General features: G+C 34.5%; 18 protein-coding genes. 7 read left to right on the top strand and 11 right to left on the bottom strand.

Going from position 1 to position 20,305, the window contains the following annotated elements; genetic code table 11:
- Window positions 1–336 precede the first annotated feature (336 nt).
- Window positions 337–1,413, top strand: a complete 1,077-nt coding sequence (locus DYH56_RS10310; RefSeq protein WP_114642786.1) for a PQQ-dependent sugar dehydrogenase — start codon at window positions 337–339, stop codon at window positions 1,411–1,413.
- Window positions 1,414–1,542: 129 nt separating this feature from the next.
- On the opposite strand, the gene DYH56_RS10305 is transcribed toward DYH56_RS10310, so the two are convergent.
- The 10 genes from DYH56_RS10305 to glsA form a co-directional block, all read right to left on the bottom strand.
- Window positions 1,543–1,890, bottom strand: coding sequence for a histidine triad nucleotide-binding protein (locus tag DYH56_RS10305; RefSeq protein ID WP_114642785.1), 348 nt, complete (start codon window positions 1,888–1,890; stop codon window positions 1,543–1,545).
- A gap of 33 nt (window positions 1,891–1,923) precedes the next feature.
- Window positions 1,924–2,352, bottom strand: a complete 429-nt coding sequence (rpiB, locus tag DYH56_RS10300) for a ribose 5-phosphate isomerase B (RefSeq protein ID WP_114642784.1) — start codon at window positions 2,350–2,352, stop codon at window positions 1,924–1,926.
- A gap of 189 nt (window positions 2,353–2,541) precedes the next feature.
- The gene (locus DYH56_RS10295; RefSeq protein WP_114642783.1) at window positions 2,542–3,180 is read right to left on the bottom strand and encodes a histidine phosphatase family protein; all 639 of its coding nucleotides are present in this window, start codon (window positions 3,178–3,180) and stop codon (window positions 2,542–2,544) included.
- A gap of 223 nt (window positions 3,181–3,403) precedes the next feature.
- Window positions 3,404–3,757 (bottom strand): zinc-ribbon domain-containing protein, encoded by a 354-nt coding sequence (locus DYH56_RS10290; RefSeq protein WP_114642782.1) that lies wholly within the window; start codon window positions 3,755–3,757, stop codon window positions 3,404–3,406.
- 35 nt (window positions 3,758–3,792) lie between these two features.
- A complete protein-coding gene (locus DYH56_RS10285) occupies window positions 3,793–4,008 on the bottom strand; it encodes a hypothetical protein (RefSeq protein WP_114642781.1) in 216 nt (71 codons plus the stop codon).
- Between the two features lie 86 nt (window positions 4,009–4,094).
- The gene (gene ilvA / locus DYH56_RS10280; protein WP_114642780.1) at window positions 4,095–5,303 is read right to left on the bottom strand and encodes a threonine ammonia-lyase; all 1,209 of its coding nucleotides are present in this window, start codon (window positions 5,301–5,303) and stop codon (window positions 4,095–4,097) included.
- A 114-nt stretch (window positions 5,304–5,417) separates the two neighbouring features.
- Window positions 5,418–6,275, bottom strand: a complete 858-nt coding sequence (locus DYH56_RS10275; RefSeq protein WP_114642779.1) for a hypothetical protein — start codon at window positions 6,273–6,275, stop codon at window positions 5,418–5,420.
- A 623-nt stretch (window positions 6,276–6,898) separates the two neighbouring features.
- Entirely contained in the window at window positions 6,899–7,624 is a 726-nt protein-coding gene (locus DYH56_RS10270; RefSeq protein WP_114642778.1) for a uracil-DNA glycosylase, read from the bottom strand.
- A gap of 261 nt (window positions 7,625–7,885) precedes the next feature.
- Window positions 7,886–8,320, bottom strand: coding sequence for an NUDIX hydrolase (locus tag DYH56_RS10265; protein ID WP_114642777.1), 435 nt, complete (start codon window positions 8,318–8,320; stop codon window positions 7,886–7,888).
- A 30-nt stretch (window positions 8,321–8,350) separates the two neighbouring features.
- Window positions 8,351–9,265: a glutaminase A gene (glsA, locus tag DYH56_RS10260; RefSeq protein WP_114642776.1), complete on the bottom strand. Its 915-nt coding sequence runs from the start codon at window positions 9,263–9,265 to the stop codon at window positions 8,351–8,353.
- A 485-nt stretch (window positions 9,266–9,750) separates the two neighbouring features.
- Here glsA and DYH56_RS10255 point away from each other — a divergent pair, with 485 nt between their 5' ends.
- From DYH56_RS10255 to DYH56_RS10230, 6 genes are all read left to right on the top strand, one after another.
- Entirely contained in the window at window positions 9,751–11,472 is a 1,722-nt protein-coding gene (locus DYH56_RS10255; RefSeq protein ID WP_233500026.1) for a BCCT family transporter, read from the top strand.
- Between the two features lie 29 nt (window positions 11,473–11,501).
- A complete protein-coding gene (locus DYH56_RS10250) occupies window positions 11,502–12,170 on the top strand; it encodes a TetR/AcrR family transcriptional regulator (RefSeq protein WP_114642775.1) in 669 nt (222 codons plus the stop codon).
- Between the two features lie 466 nt (window positions 12,171–12,636).
- On the top strand, window positions 12,637–12,975 hold the full coding sequence (locus tag DYH56_RS10245) for a zinc ribbon domain-containing protein YjdM (RefSeq protein WP_114642774.1): 339 nt from the start codon (window positions 12,637–12,639) through the stop codon (window positions 12,973–12,975).
- Window positions 12,976–13,242: 267 nt separating this feature from the next.
- Window positions 13,243–13,542 (top strand): hypothetical protein, encoded by a 300-nt coding sequence (locus tag DYH56_RS10240; RefSeq protein ID WP_114642773.1) that lies wholly within the window; start codon window positions 13,243–13,245, stop codon window positions 13,540–13,542.
- A gap of 138 nt (window positions 13,543–13,680) precedes the next feature.
- Window positions 13,681–14,832 carry an exonuclease SbcCD subunit D gene (locus DYH56_RS10235; protein WP_158539120.1) on the top strand — a complete coding sequence of 384 codons (1,152 nt, stop codon included), beginning with the start codon at window positions 13,681–13,683 and terminating at the stop codon, window positions 14,830–14,832.
- Window positions 14,832–17,906: an SbcC/MukB-like Walker B domain-containing protein gene (locus DYH56_RS10230; protein WP_114642771.1), complete on the top strand. Its 3,075-nt coding sequence runs from the start codon at window positions 14,832–14,834 to the stop codon at window positions 17,904–17,906. Before DYH56_RS10235 ends, DYH56_RS10230 begins: the two co-directional genes overlap by 1 nt.
- Before the next feature lie 117 nt (window positions 17,907–18,023).
- Here DYH56_RS10230 and DYH56_RS10225 read toward each other — a convergent pair whose 3' ends face one another.
- Complete coding sequence (locus tag DYH56_RS10225; RefSeq protein WP_114642770.1) at window positions 18,024–20,297, bottom strand: glycosyltransferase family 4 protein; 2,274 nt, start codon at window positions 20,295–20,297, stop codon at window positions 18,024–18,026.
- Window positions 20,298–20,305: the final 8 nt, after the last annotated feature.

Raw genomic sequence — 20,305 nt, 5'->3', positions numbered from 1 at the left:
TATATACATTTTTTTATTCATTTATTTCCTAAAAGTAATTTTTTCTCTAAAAATTCTTTATCATCCAACTAAACTTCTTCTTTTTTACAAATATTCAAATTTATAATTTCCTAGATAATAAAAAAAATCAGGCTTAAAAAACCTGATTTTTCTATATAAATATTATTATTTTGAACATAGCATGGAACCTAATGGTTTTCCTGTATATCCATTAATGCGGATGAAGTCATAAACCACCACATCAGGGCAACGACGCTTACGTAAAATATTTTACCTTGATTTATCCCCATATTCAATATAAAATTGGTTAGAAATCATAATCTAAGGAGGTTTTCTATGAATAAAACTATTTTGATTCTTACTCTGTTAATATCTTTAAGTATGAACACTTTTTCGTCATCATACTCTCCTAAAACTGAGGTAGTAGCAAGAGGACAGGGTATCATATGGGCTTTTGATTTTCTGCCCGGGGGTAATATTTTATTTACAGAGAGGGAGGGAAGATTAAAACACCTTGATCTGGAAACGAAGGAGATCACTGAAATAACCGGGATACCAGAGGTTGAAACTGTGGGACAGGGGGGCTTACTGGATATCCATATAGATAAGAAGCTTCAGGTGTTTTTAACATATTCAGCTAGGGATTCAGAAGCAGGTCTTACCACTGCTGTCTACAGTGCCCGATGGGAAGATATGAAGCTGGTGGAGGGAAAGACTATATTTACAGCCACAACGAAAAAAAACAATGAGGGCCGGCACTTTGGGAGCAGGATAGAGGAGAGCAGCAGGGGAAACCTCTTTATCACAGTAGGTGACAGGGGAGAGAGGGAGTATGCACAAGAGCTAGACTCCCACCAAGGTAAGGTCCTCAGGATAACCAAAGAGGGAGAAGCAGTGAAGGATAATCCCTTTACCAAAAGAAAGGGTGCCCTCCCTGAAATATATAGTTACGGACATAGAAACTCCCAGGGAATCTTCTATGACAGGAGTAAGGATGAGCTCTGGATAAATGAACATGGACCCCGTGGCGGAGATGAGATCAACTTAGTGGAACCTGGGAAAAACTACGGCTGGCCTGTGATTACCTACGGACGTGAGTACTGGGGACCTAGTATCGGCGTGGGAACTGAAAAGGAGGGAATGGAACAGCCTCTCTATCACTTCACCCCGTCCATTGCCCCTTCAGGTCTTTTTATCTATAGCGGAAAGATGTTTAAAGATTGGAAGGGAAGCTTTTTCTCAGGAGCCCTTAAACTGACTCATCTAAACAGACTTTATGAAGAAGATGGAAGCTGGAAGGAGGAGCGGATAGATACTTTCGGCAAGGAACGGGTACGGGCTATAAAAGAGGCTCCAGACGGATCGATCTTTGTGGGTACAGACTCTGGCAGGATTATCCGTCTCTTCTTCTAGGAACTCTTTCTACAATATTATTTTCTCTACTTTTGATTTTTTTCATACTAAGATGACATATCAAAAAGTAAATAAGGGTGACCCTTTTGGATCACCCTCTTTTTAATTCAATTCTATAAAGATAGTTTCCTATCTCATACTCCTCATAGGGCCCAAATGCTCTCCGGCTAAGATATGAAAGTGCAGGTGATATACTTCCTGCCCTCCGTGGCTGTTACAATTTGTTATTATTCTGTACCCATCTTCAGCAACATTTAGATCCTTGGTTATCTGCTTAACGGCATCATACATCTCCATTAGATATTCACAGTCTTTTCTTTCAATGTCATTTAATGTAGGTATCTCTTTTTTGGGAACCACTAAAATATGAACCGGTGCCTGTGGGTTGATATCGTTAAAAGCTATCACCTTATCCGTTTCATATACAATAGATGCTGGAATTTCTCTGTTAATTATTTTTGTAAATAATGTACTCATAAATTCTACCTCCTAAATATAAATCTTATCTGTCTATCCCTCTAATTGATCTATTCTTTTCTGGTGTCTCCCGCCTTCAAATTCAGTAGTTAAAAATACATCTACCATCTCTAAGGCTAAGATATCTCCTACCATTCTTGCTCCCATAGATAATACATTGGCATTATTATGTTCACGAGTCAATCTGGCCATAGTTGTGTTTGTGCATAGTGCAGCTCTTACACCCTTCACTTTATTTGCAGCAATAGAAATTCCTATTCCAGTCCCGCAGATTACAATTCCTTTATCAGCTTTTTTTTCAATTACTGCTTCTCCTACTAATCTTCCATATTTAGGGTAGTCTACAGAATCCATAGAGTTACATCCTAGATCTAAAACTTCATATCCATTTCCTGTTAAAAATTTTATTACTTTTTCCTTTAATTCAAATCCACCGTGATCACTGCCAATAGCTATTTTCATTTTTCATACCTTCCTTTTATATTATTTATAATTGTAAAAAATTATCGTTTCATTATATTCTATATATTTTATTTTTTCTAGGTTTCTTTTATTATTTTTAATTTAAAATTTATATCATTTAATTATCGGACTTTTAAAGAAAAGATTTATTTAAGCCATATCATGGCTAATGGGTGTAACGTCACGCTGCTATATATAGCTTATCTCTTCTGCATTTTCCAGATGATCTATATTGGAAAAATTTTCCATCTTAAATTTCCCGTCATTATAGCTGATAGTTGTTACACTGGTATTTTGAGGCACCGGATCTATCCAGAATTTATCCAGACCATGTCCTAATACATAACCGAATATAACTTTTAAAATCATTCCATGACTGACTACCATGATATCTCCTGTTTTATTTTCCTCCACTAATTTTTCCAACCCTTCTATGGCTCTTTTCTCCACCTCTATAAAAGATTCTCCGGAAAAATCACTGGGGTCGTATTTCACAGCATCGGTCCATAAATTCATAAAAGCTTCCGGGTGTTTCTCCTTAAACTTTTCTTTTTCTAACCCTTCTACATTTCCAAATCCCATCTCCATAATCTCTTGAAGTTCCAAGATCTCTATATCTTTTTCTCCTTTTAAAATTCTGGCAGTATGAAGTGCTCTTCCCTGGGGGCTGGTATAGATCTTACTGAAATCAACATACCTTAATTTTTCATAGAGAAGTTCCGTCTGCTCTACTCCTTCCTCGGTCAATGGCGAATTGAGATGCCCCTGCAATTTTTTTATAACGTTCCATTCGGTCTGTCCATGTCTAACAAAATGTATTTTTAACATACTTACTCCTTTTTCTATAAATTGTTTCTTATATTATATCGGGTTTCCCCTGTTTTGTCACTTTATCCAAAAATCTTATATTCAGACAAGAATTATTATCTACCTGAATTTTCGCCATGGTGCACGTTTTTATAACCTCAATATTTACAAGGCTTTCTTAGCGCAAAACACTAGTTCTATTGCTAAAATCAATTTATTATTGCTTAAATAAAAATAGGGAATTTTATAACTTCTTCCCGCATTTTGGACAATATTTAAAACTTTTATCTATTCTGGTCCCACACTTTGGACAACTGACTTGTTCATAGATAATATCTTCTATATCATCGTATTCTACTTTAGAATTCTCAATTATTTGGGTGATTTTTTCTTTTTTTACTTTATATAAACTTCCACATGACAAACAGTTTATTAAATATACTTTATCCCAATGATATACAGGAATAAAAAACAAATCAAAACTTTTACTTTGTTGAATTAAAACAGCTTTTTCTCCCATACACCCTGTGCATTTAAATTTTACTTCTTTAAGAACTTTTCTTTTTTGTCCAATTCCAAAAACTCCTATAAAAAACATCTTTCCTCCAATTTTTCATTGTATAATTTCCTCTATTATAACGACTTACAAAAATTACCACAGATCTTACTCTGGGGATTTAAATAAAAATTACCGGCTGTACACCTCACCCTTGGGACAGAAGTGCTGCTAAACATACTATAACTCACAGACAAGAGTGCTTCTACATATATACAGCCCTTTCTCACGCACTCATACTGCTTCTCTATCTCTGTCCTTTCATCTTCCCTGGGTATTCTGAGCTCTGCCATCTTTCCTCCTCAATAAATTTATAACTGCCTGAAAAAAAAGATCCAATATATATATTGGATCTCCTTAATTCTATATTAACTTCCAATTAACCTATTATTTCATATCCTTCTTCAGTTAATTTTGCTACGATCTTGTCAGTATGCACCTTATCAAAAGTTTCTAAAGTAAGTTTTACTTCCTGCTCACCAATTGCAAGGGAATTCTTATACATAGTTTGATTAAGAGTTAAGATATTAGCCTTTAATTCAGCTATCAATCCTAATAATTTAGTCATCTCTCCTGCTTTATCCACTAATTTTACCTTTAATGTATATCTTCTGTTTTCACCGATCAACGCTTTATTGATGATTCTTTCCATAAGGTTAACATCCAAGTTTCCACCAGATATTACAGATACTATATTTTTACCTTTAAGATCTAAGTCAGAGTTTAGAAGTGCTGCTACAGATACTGCTCCAGCTCCCTCTGCTACTATCTTACCTTTTTCGAGTAATAATAATACAGCACTAGCTATCTCAGCCTCTGTAACAGTTACGAATTCATCTACATTTTCCTTGATGATCTCATAAGTTAAGTCTCCTGCTCTTCTTACAGCGATTCCATCAGCTATTGTAGCTTTTGAATCTATTGTATAAACTTCTCCTTTTTCAATTGCACTTTTCATACAAGGGGCATGAGCTGCTTCCACACCGATTATTTTTACACTTGGCTTGATTGCTTTTATAGCAGTAGAGATCCCAGCTAAGATTCCTCCTCCACCGATTGGTACAAGAACTACATCTACATCTTCTAATTGATCTAAAATCTCTAATCCTATAGTCCCCTGTCCTGCAATTACAAATTTATCATCAAATGGATGTAAGAATGTAGCTCCAGTTTCTTTTTGGATCTCACAGGCTTTTGCATAGGCATCGTCATATACAGAACCATGTAATACTACCTCTGCTCCAAAGTTTTTAGTCGCGGCTACCTTTGCTAATGGTGCGATCTCCGGCATCACTATAGTTGATTTTATTCCTAACTTAGTAGCACTAAGTGCTACCCCTTGAGCATGGTTTCCAGCTGAAGATGCAATTACACCTGCTGCTTTTTCTGCGTCAGTTAAGTTGCTTATCTTGTTAAAAGCTCCTCTTATCTTAAATGATCCTGTTAATTGAAGATTTTCTGCCTTTAAATAAACATTTCCCCCTGTAACCTCACTCAATGCCTTACACTCTAATAAACACGTGTGTTTTATAACCGGTTTTAAAACTTTTTGTGCCATTTGGATATCTTCTAAACTTACTTTATGCATAATTAAATCCCCCGAATAATTTTTTTAGTATTAAGCTTCCTAAAACTATTATATAACTAAAGGTTGAAAAAATGCAACATTTTTTGTGAAAAGATATCATTTTTTTATACTCTTTTATGTCAGCACTTTGTTTATTTGTTCTGTTTCTATGACAAAATCATCGTTTTCCAATATCTCTTCCTCTAATAATTTATTTTTTATCATATTGTATATATTTTCTCCCAGGACATTTTTCAGGGTTTCTCCATAGGTAACTATGAATGGTTTGAAGTCATCTTCTAGGAACCCCCCCGGGTTTTCCCTCCTGAAAATCGGACTCATGGCAAAGTCTATATTTATACAGGATTTTGTATAAAAGTTCTCTATAGTGAAATTATTAGTAAAATCATCCGGCAGTGTGAGGTAGAGAGTATTCGTTTTTTCATCCAATATTATCTCCAGAGGCCATATGCTGCATATGAGGGGTTTATTCTCTATAATTTCCCTGGGGCTCATCTTTTTATCCAGACAAATTGAGTGCAGGGAACATAGGGTCTGGCCATTTTTAGGAGTATATGCACAGGCACACAGATCTACCTCGGTCCCTAAATATTTAGAAGGTACTAATACATCCTCCTCTGTGATCATATCTTCTATCTCATCCTCATCGTTGCCTAACTGTTCTAATATATCCAGGGTCTTAGTCAGTTCATTGTAACTTTCTTTATTTTCCAATATAAAATTTCGAATTTTTTTATCAAATATTGCCGGGGCATCGCCGCAGCAGTGTTCTACACAGTTAAAACAATCAAAATTAGTTAAATTTGCAAACATTGCATAGTCTATCACAGCCTTATACTCTTTTCCCTTTAAAGTCAGGTTAGTTTCTATGGTATCTATCCCGCTGAAATAACTTCTGATCCTCTCCTCTTTTTCCTCACTGACCGTATCCAATCCACCCTTGGGGTGATCTATAAATAAAAAATACTTCATTTCTTTTTTCCTCCTAAATTATATTTAAAAATTTTTGACATAAATCTACGCTTATTTTCTACCACCAATCTAAACCTCTAATTCTTCAGCACAAAGCAAAGAGATAAAGAGTTACACTAAGAAAATCTTTTTTCTTGGCTAAAACCTTTAACCCATAGAACGTGGATCTCTTTGAGACTACCCGATGTGGGCATCACCAATATCTCTAAAGTTTATTTCATAAACTAAGAATATTGCGGACACAGAAAATCCTTTAATTTACACTGAAAATTATTTTCTCTTGGTTTAAAACGAAGTTTATAGTCGTTATACCTCAGCTGTAGTGTTCCTACAGTGACAATTGTGACTTACTCACAAAGACAACATATAAACCTTCTTGAACTTTTACGTCTCGTTTTCCACATTTTAATTTTTTCTAAATAGAAATAAATTAGGTACTCGTGAATCGAGAAAAGAGACCCGTATTAAAGATGGAATCTTTAGAACTTATTTTTGCCACAGATTTTTAGAAATTAAAATCAAATCCTTTACACTAAGCTCACAAAGGAAAAATTAAAGAGATCTCTAAGATTTTTTTTCGTGCCATTCGTGACTAATTTTTATAGATTGGTGTTCATTGGTGGCTAAGTCGTTATCTTTCCTGTCCAATCGATTATCTCCCTGGTTTTTTCAAAACTCTCACCGTTTAAAAAATCTTTTTGATTTTTTAAGTTCCCACAGATAGCAGGATGGTTATGCTCTATTATTTGGGATCTCTCTATATACTTTTTATACTTCCCGGCTTTAGCTCCCCAAAGCAGAAATATAAGGTTATTATTTTTCCTCTCTAGAAAGCCTATGAGTTTTTCTGTAAAATTTTCCCATAATTTAATATGGCTTCCGGACTTTCCTATCTCCACCGTCAGTGCAGTATTTAAGAGGAGAACCCCCTGTGATTCCCAGGACTTAAACAGTTCATTGGGAGGCAGTATTTCAAAGGTTTTGTCTTTTATCTCACTCCTCAGTCTGTCTATTGCAGGGATCTCACCTATATAGGTTTTATAGATTAATTTCACCATATTTTTTAACGAGGTATTTACCCCCTTATCCATCCACGAATCTTTTTCCACTTCAAAAGCAAGACCTGTAGCTACCCCTTCCTGGGGATATGGATCCATGGCCAGGAGCACCACCCTTACCCTGCTCAGATCATCTCTAAACACTTTAAATATATCTTTTTTCGGTGGAGTATAGTTACTGATCGTTCCCATTATCCCCTCTATTTCATGTATTATCTCCAAAGTAAAAAATTCATGATAGCTATCATGAATTTTATTATCCTCTAAAAATTTATTTCTATCTAAATTCAACTTACCCTCCTAAATTATCCACATAAAATTACCTTTTGAATTTTTCACACTAATCTAAACCTCTAATTTTTCAGCACAAAGCAAAGAGATAAAAAGTTACACTAAAAGAATCTTTTTTTGTCACAAACTATACGAATTTATAAAGTCAAAACCTTTAGAACTTCCTTACACTAAGTTCACAAAGGAAAAATTAAAGAGATCACTAAGATTTTTTTCGTGCCATTCGTGACTAATTTTTTATAGATTGGTGTTCATTGGTGGCTAAATTTCTTTAAATTCAAAATTTTCTCCATTTTTTACCAGATATTTCCTTATAAACTCTCCCTGGATCTCTGGATAGGTAAGATTTTCAGGTATTTCTCCCACTAGGAATTTATCCTCCATCTCAAAATTCGGCAGGTTCCCAAATTTGTTTATTGCAGCCATGAATACACTGCCGTATCCTAAGTCTCCGTTTTTCTCTACACTATAGTCACATAGATAAGTCAGCTCAAAACTGGTTGCCCCACTCTCCTCATACAGTTCCCTCTTGGCTGCCATCTCGGCTGTTTCACCTTTTTCTATGTGTCCGCCGGGCAGTTCCAGAGTATCTCTTTTTTCATGTTTAACTAAAACTAATTTCCCTTCATACAGAGGAATGATTATTGAATATTTTTTTTTATCCAATGCATTTTGATTATAAAATTTTATTTGCATAAAAGCCCCCTTACCCCTGATTACAGGGTTTTAAAATATACTCAGATCCAGTTCCTTGGACAGATCCTCTAATATTCCGTCTCCACCTATGGAGTTGCCTTTTTTATCCAAAGCCGGACCATATATCCCTATCCCCATCTTATTCGGCAAAACGGACATTATTCCTCCTCCAACTCCACTTTTCGATGGTATTCCTACTTTTAGAGCAAATTCTCCCGATCCATCATACATCCCACAGGTCATCATAAGTGATTTTACCGCCTTAGCCTGATAATCTGAGATTATTTTTTCCCCGGTAGATAATCTGCCGTTTCTGGCTAAAAACATCCCAACCATAGCCAGATCTACGGTAGTTACCTCTATGGAACACTGCTTAAAATATACATCCAAACTGTCTTCTACAGATGATTCTATCACTCCCTGATCCTTCATAAAATAAGCCATCGCCCTGTTTTTATTTCCGGTTCTGTTTTCCCCCGAATAGATCTCTTCGTTATATTCCAAGGTGTCATTTTCAGTCACCATTTTAAAGAAATCCAGCAGCCTCTTAAATTTTTCTTCCTTGTCTTTCCCCTTTATCATAGATGAAACTGCTATGGCTCCGGCATTTATCATTGGATTATACGGTTTTTTTATAATAGCCGTCTCCAGCCTGATCATAGAATTAAACGCATCTCCTGTAGGCTCTGTACCCACTTTGGAAAATACATAATCTACCCCATTATCTAACATAGCCAGCATGAGGGCTATTGGTTTAGATACACTTTGAATAGTAAATTTTTTATTATAATCACCATGTACATATCTATTCCCATCCATATCCAATAAACATATCCCCAAGTCTTCCTTTCCTGCTTTATCCAGTCCGGGTATATAATTTGCCACATTTCCAAATTTTGTTTTAATTTTATTTTTTTTAACTATCCTATCTAATATTTTTTCCATCTTTCTCTCCCATATATCACAATCATTTTTTAAAAAATAAATATCAAAAATGACAGTTTTTTTTTTTTCGTGTTTACTCAAAGTTTACCATATCATCGATTAAATTAAAAGTTAATTGAAGTTATTTACTGCAATTTCAGGGGGGAGATTCTGTTTATGAAAAAAGAGCATTTGATTTAGTACATAAAGTGTGTTATAATTTTAAAAACAATACATTATGAAGTAGATAAAATGATTACTTAATTGGCGAGGTCTATAATGTTTTTTATAGTATAGATGCGAACTAATTGAAAAAAAGGAAAATTTGATTTGAAAAATATTTGTAGAACTGGGGTTTATTCAGGGTCTTTTTTGAGGCAATGAGTTATGCTACTTATGTGGCATATTGTGAGTCTATTAGACGAAACTTAAACACTCTAACTCTATTACCGCTATGGTAATAGAATTAGAGTGTTTTTTTTTGTCATTTATTTAGGAGGAGAAAAGTGGAAAAAAAAATCAAAAAATCAAAGACGAGGTTAAATAAACCGAAGTTTGAAACCGATAAGCTAAAAGGGAAAACAAAATTACTACATTCCAGGAATGTAAATAAGTGGGGGTTTGACTTCCATCCGCAGGTATCAATTATTTCCGGACTGTTGGTTTTATTCTTTATAGGAGCTACTTTAAAAGATCCTGTGAGGGTCAATGAAATTTTGAGTGGTGTTAAAAACAGTATAACCAACAACTGGAATTGGTTTTTTATAATAAGTGCCAATATATTTTTAATTTTCCCTGTCTATCTTATGTTCAGTAAATTGGGAGAAGTTAGGTTGGGAGGACCCAAAGCAAAACCGGAATATACTAATTTTGCGTGGTATTCCATGCTTATAAGTGCCGGAATGGGTATCGGTCTTATGTTCTGGAGTGTAGGGGAGCCCCTTTACCACGCTACAACAAAGATGCCCATAACCGATGGGAATTCTGTTGGAGAGGCTTTAGGTATAACTTTTTATCACTGGGGATTTCATCCATGGGGAATCTATACCTTGGTAGGTTTATCCCTTGCATTTTTTGCATATAACAGAGGATTGCCTCTTTCTTTAAGATCTGTTTTCTATCCGATATTTAAAGATAAGGTATTTGGATGGGTAGGAGATATCATCGATATAACAGCTGTAGTTTCATGTTTATTTGGACTGGCCACTTCCCTTGGATTTGGATCACAGCAAATAAATGCAGGATTAAATTTTTTATTCGGGATCCCTCAATCACCGAAAGTACAAGTAATAATTATAGTTGCAATTACATCTATAGCAACGTTATCTGTTGTTTCCGGAATAGGTAAGGGAGTCAGAATCCTTTCAGAATTGAATATGAAAGTCGCAGCCGTCTTTCTTATTCTGATTATAGTTTTAGGGCCGACTCTTTATATGGTAAGAGCTTTTAATAATGGAATAGGATTTTATTTGAATAATTTAATTTCTATAAGTTTCTTTACTGAAAACGGGAATAAGTGGCAGGGTTCATGGACAATTTTCTACTGGGCATGGTGGATTTCATGGTCACCTTTTGTAGGGATGTTCATTGCCAGAATTTCAAAAGGAAGAACAGTTAGAGAATTTATATTAGCTATTCTCATAGTACCTACATTGCTAAGTTTTGTCTGGCTGTCTGCATTTGGAGGAACAGCTTTATTTCAAAACAGTATAGATGGAGGAGTTCTGCTGAATGCAGTCAACAATAATGTAGCGACTTCGTTGTTTACAATGATCCAGAATTTAGAAATATCTTCACTTTTTAAGATGGTTCTTTCAGTGATGGGTACATTCTTAGTTATATCATTCTTTGTCACTTCCTCGGATTCTGGCTCCCTTGTGGTTGATAACCTGACCTCTGGAGGAAAGATGGATTCTCCGATTCCTCAGAGAATATTTTGGGCTGTAATGGAAGGTACCATAGCAGCAGCACTTTTAATTGCCGGGGGAAGTCAGGCATTAAGTGCCCTTCAAACAGGGGTTATTCTTTCGGGGCTGCCCTTTACAGCTATGCTCCTTGCCATGACTTATAGTTTACATATCGGTCTTCGAAATGATCTGAATAAACTTAAACAGTATAGGGAAGATAAATTATTAAATAAAATATTTAATGAAAAAATATACGTTGAATTTGAAAAGGATACGCAGATCAAAGGAAAGTCAGATAAAATTAATTTAGATGTTATATAATATATGAATAATTTAAAGGGGAAAAAATTATGACAAGATTAGAACGGAAATTAGCCATAAAAAAACTTTTTATAGATACAACTGTGACTATTATTAAAGAAGAGGGCATAGAAAAAGTTAGTATAAGAAAAATTGCCAAGATTACCGGGTATAACAGTGCTACTCTTTATACTTATTTTAAAAATTTAGATTATTTGATACTTTTAAGTTCTCTCAAATTTTTAAAAGAATGTATTGAGGGTCTAAATGATTATATTATTGAAGCTAAAAACCCATTAGAAGAATCTGTTTTGATTTGGGAGTTTTTTTGCAAATGCTCCTTTAAAAGACCAAAAATTTACAGCTCTATATTTTTTTCAAATTTGGATTATAATCAAAAAAATATAGAAAATAGTTGTGTACTTGAAGAGTTTTATAAAATTTATCCTGAAGATATCCCAACATCTTTCACGAAGTTTGAGAATATAATCTTAAAATTAGACCTCTATGAGAGGAATAAAGAGGTTCTTATTAACCTGGTTGATGAAAGATTTATAACTCTGGATAAAATTGAACCTATAAATGATCTGCAGCTGCTTATATATAAAGGTTTACTCGAGGAAGCGGCTAAAACCAGAAATGTTAAAACACGTAATTTTTTATGTGATAAAGCCATTAGATATATAAAAAATTGTTATAATTTTTCACCTTGTATTTGATTAGAAAATATAGAAGTAAATTTTATAACAGTCGATTTGTCTAATTATATATGTTTGTTTATTCAGGGAGGGCATATGATTAAATTAAAGAATATTATTAAAAATTTTAAAAAGGAAAAATTAAAAAAGTATTTTAAGATTTATCAAGATGTTTTTCTTAATTCATATTTTCATTATAGGTAATACAAGGTATTAATAAACATAAAAAAGTTATAATGATTTATTTATTTGGTGTGTGTGTAATGGTGAAAAAGAATAGTGTATGTGGGTCGTTTTGTAAAACAGCTCGCCTATTTTCTTAAGCAGTTTTTTTGAATGTTAAATCTGAGTTTTCATGGGAGTAAAAAAATACTGAACTTGATTTTTATTGAAAAATATTATAAAATATTACACGTGGGTTTTTTATTTCATATAAAAAACTATAATTAGAAAATAAATTGCAGATAGTAAAAGGAGAAATGAAATTATGAAAACTTTACCAAATTGTCCAAAATGTAATTCAGAATATACATATGAAGATGGAAACCTTATGGTCTGTCCTGAGTGTTCATATGAATGGAATCCAGAGATAGAAGCAGCAGAAAATGCAGAAAAAGTATACAAAGATGCCAATGGAAATATCTTAGTAGACGGAGATACTGTCAGTGTAATCAAAGATCTTAAAGTAAAAGGAAGCTCCCTTGTGGTTAAAAAAGGGACTAAAGTTAGGAATATAAGATTAGTCGATGCAGATCATGACATCAAATGCAAAATTGATGGGATCGGATCTATGGAATTAAAAACTGAATTTGTAAAAAAAATATAAAATTTTAATCTTCCCGATTAATCAGATCTGTCATCTGATTGACAGGGAAGATTTTTTTATCTGGGAAATTATACCAGCAAGTGGCATCACCAAGATTTCTACCAGTGAATGGCACCCCAAAAATGCTAGTAGTTTACTTTGTAACCATAGAATTTTGAGATAAAAACCCTGGACTATGCCTAATTTGGATAAATAAAAAAGGAAATCCGAATTTAATGTGTAAATTATAATTAGAGTGATTAAAAAAATTAACCAGGGGTGATTATTATGTCTAAACATTATCATGAAAAATTTATCGCTTATATAAAACATCTGCTTCACATCGAGAAACATTCTATGGAAAACATCTCTAAGAAAACCGGGATTCCCATGGATGATTTAAAGAAATATCATGAAGAGGATGATATTGCCAACAAGTTCGAGTATGAAAAATTAATGGATGCATTTGATCCGGATAAAAAGAAGGAAGAGTGTGAAAAGAAGGAACCTGAGTGTGAATGTGAAGAGAAAGAAACTGAGTGTGAAGAAAAGAAAGAGTGTGAATGTGAAAAGAAGGAACCTGAATAGCAGCAATAAAAAAAATCTTCCCATGGGAAGATTTTTTTATTATCTAGGAAATTATACCTGTCTGGATGCAACGTCACGTTGCTTTTTTATTTTTTTATTGGTATCATTATCTTAATAATGGATGTTAGGGGAGGTAAGATGAAAATAATGCACCTGGGTGATCTTCACATAGGAAAAAAAGTTAACGGATATTCTATGATTGAAAATCAAAGGGATATTTTTGAACAGATATACAGTGTGATTTCAAAAAAAAATATAGAAACTGTTTTGATTGCAGGGGACATCTACGACAGATCTGTCCCCTCTGAAGAATCTATCCAACTGTTGGATGATTTTTTATCACACCTGATCAATATATTATCTGTCAATGTGATTGCCATCAGCGGCAACCATGACAGCCCTGCCAGACTTGATTTTTCAAGGGGGATCCTGGCAAAACAGGGACTTCATATCCTTGGAGAATATAAAAAACTGGTAAATAAAATAAGTATAAATAACTTTGATTTTTATTTAATGCCCTTTGTTACTCCCGCTGTAATAAGGAAAAAATTTGAAACAATCATAGAGGAAAGGGAGCTGGTTATCTCCACCTACGATGATACTATGAAATTTATCACAGGTGAGGCTGTTAAAAATTTAAACAGTGACAGGGTTAACATAGCTATCTACCATGGATTTGTTATTGGCAGCGGGGATGATGAAAAAGAGATAGAAAGGGAGGAATCTGTGAAACCCTTGGCTATAGGGGGAAAAGAATCTGTCGCTGAAAAATATTTTCTGGATTTTGATTATACGGCCCTTGGTCATCTCCACGGTAACCGGAAGGTTAAAAGCGAAAGGGTAAGATATTCCGGTTCTCCTATAAAGTACTCTTTTTCCGAAAAAAATCAAAAAAAATCATTGACCATCATAGATATTGAAAAAGATAAGTTTGATCTGGAACAGGTTGAGATAAAGGATAAATATCCCATGATCGAATTAAGGGGTACTTTCAGTGAAATTATGGAGGCTGACGTCGACCGTGATGCGTATTTAAAGATAACTCTCACTGAAAGTGTATTGGATGCCATGAATAAATTAAGAAGCAGATACTCGCAAGTTATGGAGCTTGGAATAGAGATACCAGCCACAGATTCCATAGATAAAGATCACTCCTCCAAAGAGATCCACAAGATCCCGGCTGACCAGCTTTTTGCAGATCTGGCCGGCAGTGTAGGAATTAAAATAGATGAAGAGGAGATGAAACAACTAAGAGATGTCATCAATGAAATTAAGGAGGTGGCTCATTAATGAGGCCTATAAGACTTAAGATGATGGGGATCGGTCCCTATGCCAGTGAAATTAACCTTGATTTTTCAAAGCTCAATGAGGAGGGGTTATTTCTTATCACCGGGGCTACAGGGGCAGGAAAAACATCTATATTTGACGGGATTACCTATGCCTTATTTGGCAGGGCAAACTTTGATGATAATGAGAAAAAAAATGGTATCATCTGTGACTATATCGATGACAATGAAAAATCCAAAGCCTATGCAGAGTATACATTTGATCTGGATGGCATCGAATACCGGGTGAAGAGAACTCCTCCATATGAATATATCAATAGAAACGGCAAACCCTCGAAAAAAAGTGAGTGTGTGGAGATCGAATTCAAAGATGAGATCAAAACCAATAAAAAAGAGGTGGATAAATTCATCGAGGAAGATATCATAAAGTTAGATTATAAACAATTTAAAAAGATAATTATGCTGGCCCAGGGTTCCTTCAGTGAATTTATTCAGGCCAATTCCAACCAAAAATCAGAGATACTGAAACAGATTTTCAATACCGATATCTATGAAAAAGTCAGCTATAAATTAAAAGATAGAGTAGATATGATCAGAAAAAATATCTATAAAAACAAGGGAGATATCTTTGCTGGTTTGAGAACTTTGGAGATAGAAGATGAAGAATGGAAAAATTTATTAGAAGGTGAGATCCTCGATTATGAAAAACTTAACCTGATCATAAGATCCAGTAAATTATCTTTGGAAACTGCTATAAGGGAAAAACAAAACAAAAAATCAAAGTTAGATATTGTAACGCTGACTAAAGAGATAGAGAAATCTAAAGCGATCAATGAAGGTATAAAAAAATTACATTCCGCTGAGAACGATCTTTTAACCCTTCAAAAACAAGATAAAGATATAGAAAGTAAAAAAAATCAAATAAAGATAAACCAAGAAGCCATGAAGATAAATGGGGAATATGAAACTCTTTTGGCTTCTCAGAAAAATTTGGATGAGAAACAAAAAGAATTTTTCCGCAATAAAAACTCTCTTATAGATGCACAGAATATTTCCAAGGAAAAATTTGTTAATTACGATAAATTCAAAAGAGAATTGGAAGAAACATCTGAGCTTATAAGTAAGATGAGTGTCTTAGAAGAGGATCTAAAAGTTTTTATTTTCCATGAGAAAGAGATGGTTAATTTGAATAAAGAGATAAAAAAATTAACCAGAAGGCTCCGTGACACAAAAAGGAGTATTAAACATTTAAATTCTCAAAAATGTTATTTTGAACACATTGAGTCTACTCTAAAGAAAGAGTTGGAGGAAAGTAAAAAAATTAATGATCATAGGGGTCTGTTAGAAAAAAAACAACTTATTTTAACTCCTGTATTGGCTAATTTGGATAATATCATCTCTATCGAAACTAAAATTGAACTGCAGCAGAAAGATATCGATAAATTAATAGAACTAACTCAAAAAAAACTGGATATTTATAGTGATCTCAGTCACAGATGGTTTGAAAATGAAGCTTATAATCTGTCAAAAGAGTTAGAACCAGGAAAACCTTGCATGGTCTGCGGTTCTACTACCCACCCGAGCCTTCCTAAAAAACCATCGAATTCTCCTACCAAAGAAGAATTAAATAAAAATAAAGATAAGTATGAAATCTGTAAAGAAAAGCTAAATCTTTGTGAAGGTAATCTCTTCTCATTAAAAAATCAATTGGAATGTGAGAACAATAAATTTTTAGAATCAATTGCTCTGAATAATCTTCCAGAAGATAGAGTTAGTCTGTTAAATTTAAAAGGAGAATACCAAGATAAAATATCTGATCTTAATACCAAATTGGAAACTTTACCTACACAGGCTGACCTGGATGAAGCTGCTCAAAACAAAAACGAAAATAACGATAAAATCATCCAAGCCGTTGCAAAAGAAAGTGAAATTTCTACTAATTTAGAGGTTTCTCAGTCTCAGCTAAAAGGATTTATTGAAGCTAATTTTAATATCAAAAATAAATTTGAAAAAAGAAAATTAAATATAAAAGACTTTGATGAAACATTGAGTTCTACTATAAATAGACATAATAAATTAGAGGATCTTATAAAAGAAATTGAAGATTTAAAAGAACAAATAAAAACTCAAGAGATTCAGCTGGACAGCAGCAAAAAAAACATCGAAGATCTGGAGGAAGATCTCAAAACAAAACAAAAGAAATGGAATGAATCTCTAAAAGATCATAATTTTATCGATATAGATGAATATTGTTCTATAATTAACCTACCCGTTGATTCAATAACTAATGAAATTCAGGTATATAAAGACAAAACAATTGCTTTCAAAACTATAATTTCTGAATCTGAAAAATTTAAAAATTTAGACCTGATCGATTTAGAGGAGTTAAATGAAAAAAGTAAACTAATCACCCAGGAGATCAATGAATTAGATAAATTTATAAACAGGGAACAGACTAAGCTGAATAGTTTTATTAACCCTGAAAAAAAATTAGAGGACAGCAGAAAAATATTAGGAGATAAAGGAAAACAGTATAAAACTTTTAATAAACTCTACGAGATATCTGTGGGTAAATATGGAGAAAAAAGAAATAATATAACTTTTCAAAACTATGTTCTGGCCGTTTATTTTCAGGACGTCTTGGACAGAGCCAATGACAGACTCAGCATAATGACAAATAATCAATACCATATGAGGTTAGACACCGGTAAAAAAGGAAATGCCGGATCGGGATTGGAGGTAAATATCTTCGATTCCCATACAGGAAAGGAAAGAAGTATTAAAACTCTCTCTGGGGGTGAAACTTTTAAAGCATCTATGGCTTTGGCTCTGGGATTATCCGATGTGGTGCAGTCACAAAACGGCGGGGTAAAGCTCGATTCAGTCTTTATAGATGAAGGATTCGGTACTCTGGATGAGGAATCTCTCTCTGTAGCCATGGATATTTTGATGGAATTAAAAAGCAGCGGCCGGACTGTGGGAATCATCTCCCATGTGAGTGAATTAAAGCAGACAATAACCAGCCAAATTAAGGTAGAAAAAACTGTCAGAGGAAGTAAGGCAGAGGTCATCTATTAGTGTCATTCGTGTCAAATAAATAGACGTACTCCTTTTAAGAGCTTAAAAAGAGGCTGACCCTTTTGGGTCAAGCCTCTTTTTTCTTACTAAATCTAATTAACCGACTGGAAAGATAAATTATTCAGCAGCTATCCCGTGGATGTTAATCAGGGATATTAACCCGGCCAATGTAGATTCAGCACCCTGATTCTTACTTACCCCATGAGAATCTAATCCATCCCGGCATCCCCCATCGTCATAGTTATATAGAGGAGTATTCAGATCATTTTCTCCAAAAAACCAGGCCATGCATTTATTTCCTTCATTCAGCCACCAACGATCCCTGGTAATTCTATATACATCTAAGCAGGCATTGAGTAAGCACATGGCCTCGACCGGCTGCTGACCAAAGGCAGCTTTTTCTTTATCTCTGTTAAACCAGCCCTCATTACCTATTACAGAAAGATGCCCCTCTGGAGCGGTTTGAATTTTTAGGAGCCACTTCAGAGACTGAATTCCTGTGTTATACATCTCCTTATCATTGATATATTCCCCGGCTAATATTAAAGCGTGGGGTAAAATCCCATTGGAATATGTAGCGGATTCCTCACACCAAACCCAGTCGTTGGTTGCTGTATTCCTATATAAACTATGAATTTTTTCAGCTAAAATCCTCTTAATTTCTTTTTTTCCTGTGTCTTCTGGATTTACTTCTAAATATGCCGATAAGCCAAGAACCGTAAAAGCCCAGGCCCTGGGAGAGGTGAAGTCTGTTACCACAGAAAGTGCAGATGTGAACAGATCCATAGCGATGGCCCGGATAGATTCATCTCTTATGTTTTTATATGTGACTCCCAGGGCCCAAAGAGCTCTCCCGTGAGAATCTTGACTTCCTATATTTTCCTGCCACCTTCTGTCGTAGGACATAAAATTTGCAAACCTCTTTGTCTTTTCATCAAAGGAATAATTTAAAAAGGCCAGATATTTCTGAATAAAAGGATATATATCCCTGTTTTCTCTGAGGTTGTAATACATCGATGTAGCGATTAGTGCTCTGGCATTATCATCTACACAATACCCATGAGTTAAATCTGGAATAGTATATTTGGCATGTTGAAGTATTCCTGTATCGTCTGTCAATATCTTTAGATGAGATAGGTCTATCTCAGGTAATTTATTAAGGATCTTTCTTGACCCTGCTCCATCCTCTCGTTTATTTTTTTTTTTAGAAGATATATTGATTTTTTTTTTTCCTTTGCACTCCCCTATGATCTTCAAATGACTCTTGGCAACCTTCGGCCAAATCATGGATCTGGCGTAATCGTAGGCCTTTCTTCTCATATTTTGACGCCTTTCTGAATCTGCTAACAACATATTTATTTCTCTGGCTAAACTCTCTGAATCTCTAAAGGGCACCAATACACCTCTTCCTTCTGCTAAGAGTTCTTCAGCATGCCAAAAGGGCGTAGATACCACTGCTGCCCCTGATCCAAGAGCATAGGCTAATGTTCCGGAAGTTATCTGTTCCCTATTCAGATATGGGATAGAATATATAGTGGATGTCTTTATATATTTTACAAGGATATCTAAGTCCACGAATTTATTATGAAAAACAACATTTTTTTCTAAATTTAAACTCCTTATCTGCTCTTTTAATTTCTCCCTGTATACATCTCCTGTTTTCTTTAAGATATGGGGATGTGTTTTCCCCAGGATTAAATAAACCGCATTGGGATTTTTCTTGACAATAGCTGGCATTGCTTCTATCATCACTTCCAGTCCCTTTCCAGGACCCAAAAGACCAAAGGTAAGAATAATTTCTTTTCCTTCTAAACCTATTGCATCGTTATATATACCCTGCTCTTCATAGGCAGTATCCGGTATTCCATGGGGAACAAAAGCTACAACCTCTTTAGGGATTCCATATACTCTCATCAATATATCGAAAGCTTTTTTACTCATTACCAATAGCTTTTCGGAGTATTTAGCCAAGTCATTCATTACCTTTCTTTGGCCTAAACTTGGATTTTCCAGTACCGTATGAAGGTTGGTCAGAACAGGCATCTCTAACCTTTTCATGAGCTCTATAATGTATTCTCCGTCTTCACCGCCGTAGATTCCATATTCATGCTGAATAATTACAGCTCCATACTCATTCTCATTCAGATAATGGGCCACTTCAATGTATTCTTCCCTGTCATCTTCCTGAATTGTTAGTTTTACCTCTGAAGGATAATCATACCCCTCTTCCCTGTCATTCATCGCTATATTTATCAATTTCTTATCTTCACCTAATTCACTTCTGATTGCCTTACTTACATCTGTTGTAAAGGTAGCCAGCCCACACCGTCTTGGGAGATAATTTCCTACAACACCTATTTTCTTCTGCCCATCTATAATCTTATCTATCATGTATCCAT

Source organism: Psychrilyobacter piezotolerans (assembly GCF_003391055.1).
Lineage (GTDB): Bacteria > Fusobacteriota > Fusobacteriia > Fusobacteriales > Fusobacteriaceae > Psychrilyobacter > Psychrilyobacter piezotolerans.
The sequence above is the reverse complement of the archived record's forward strand: the minus strand, read 5'-3'. Positions and strand labels throughout refer to the sequence as shown.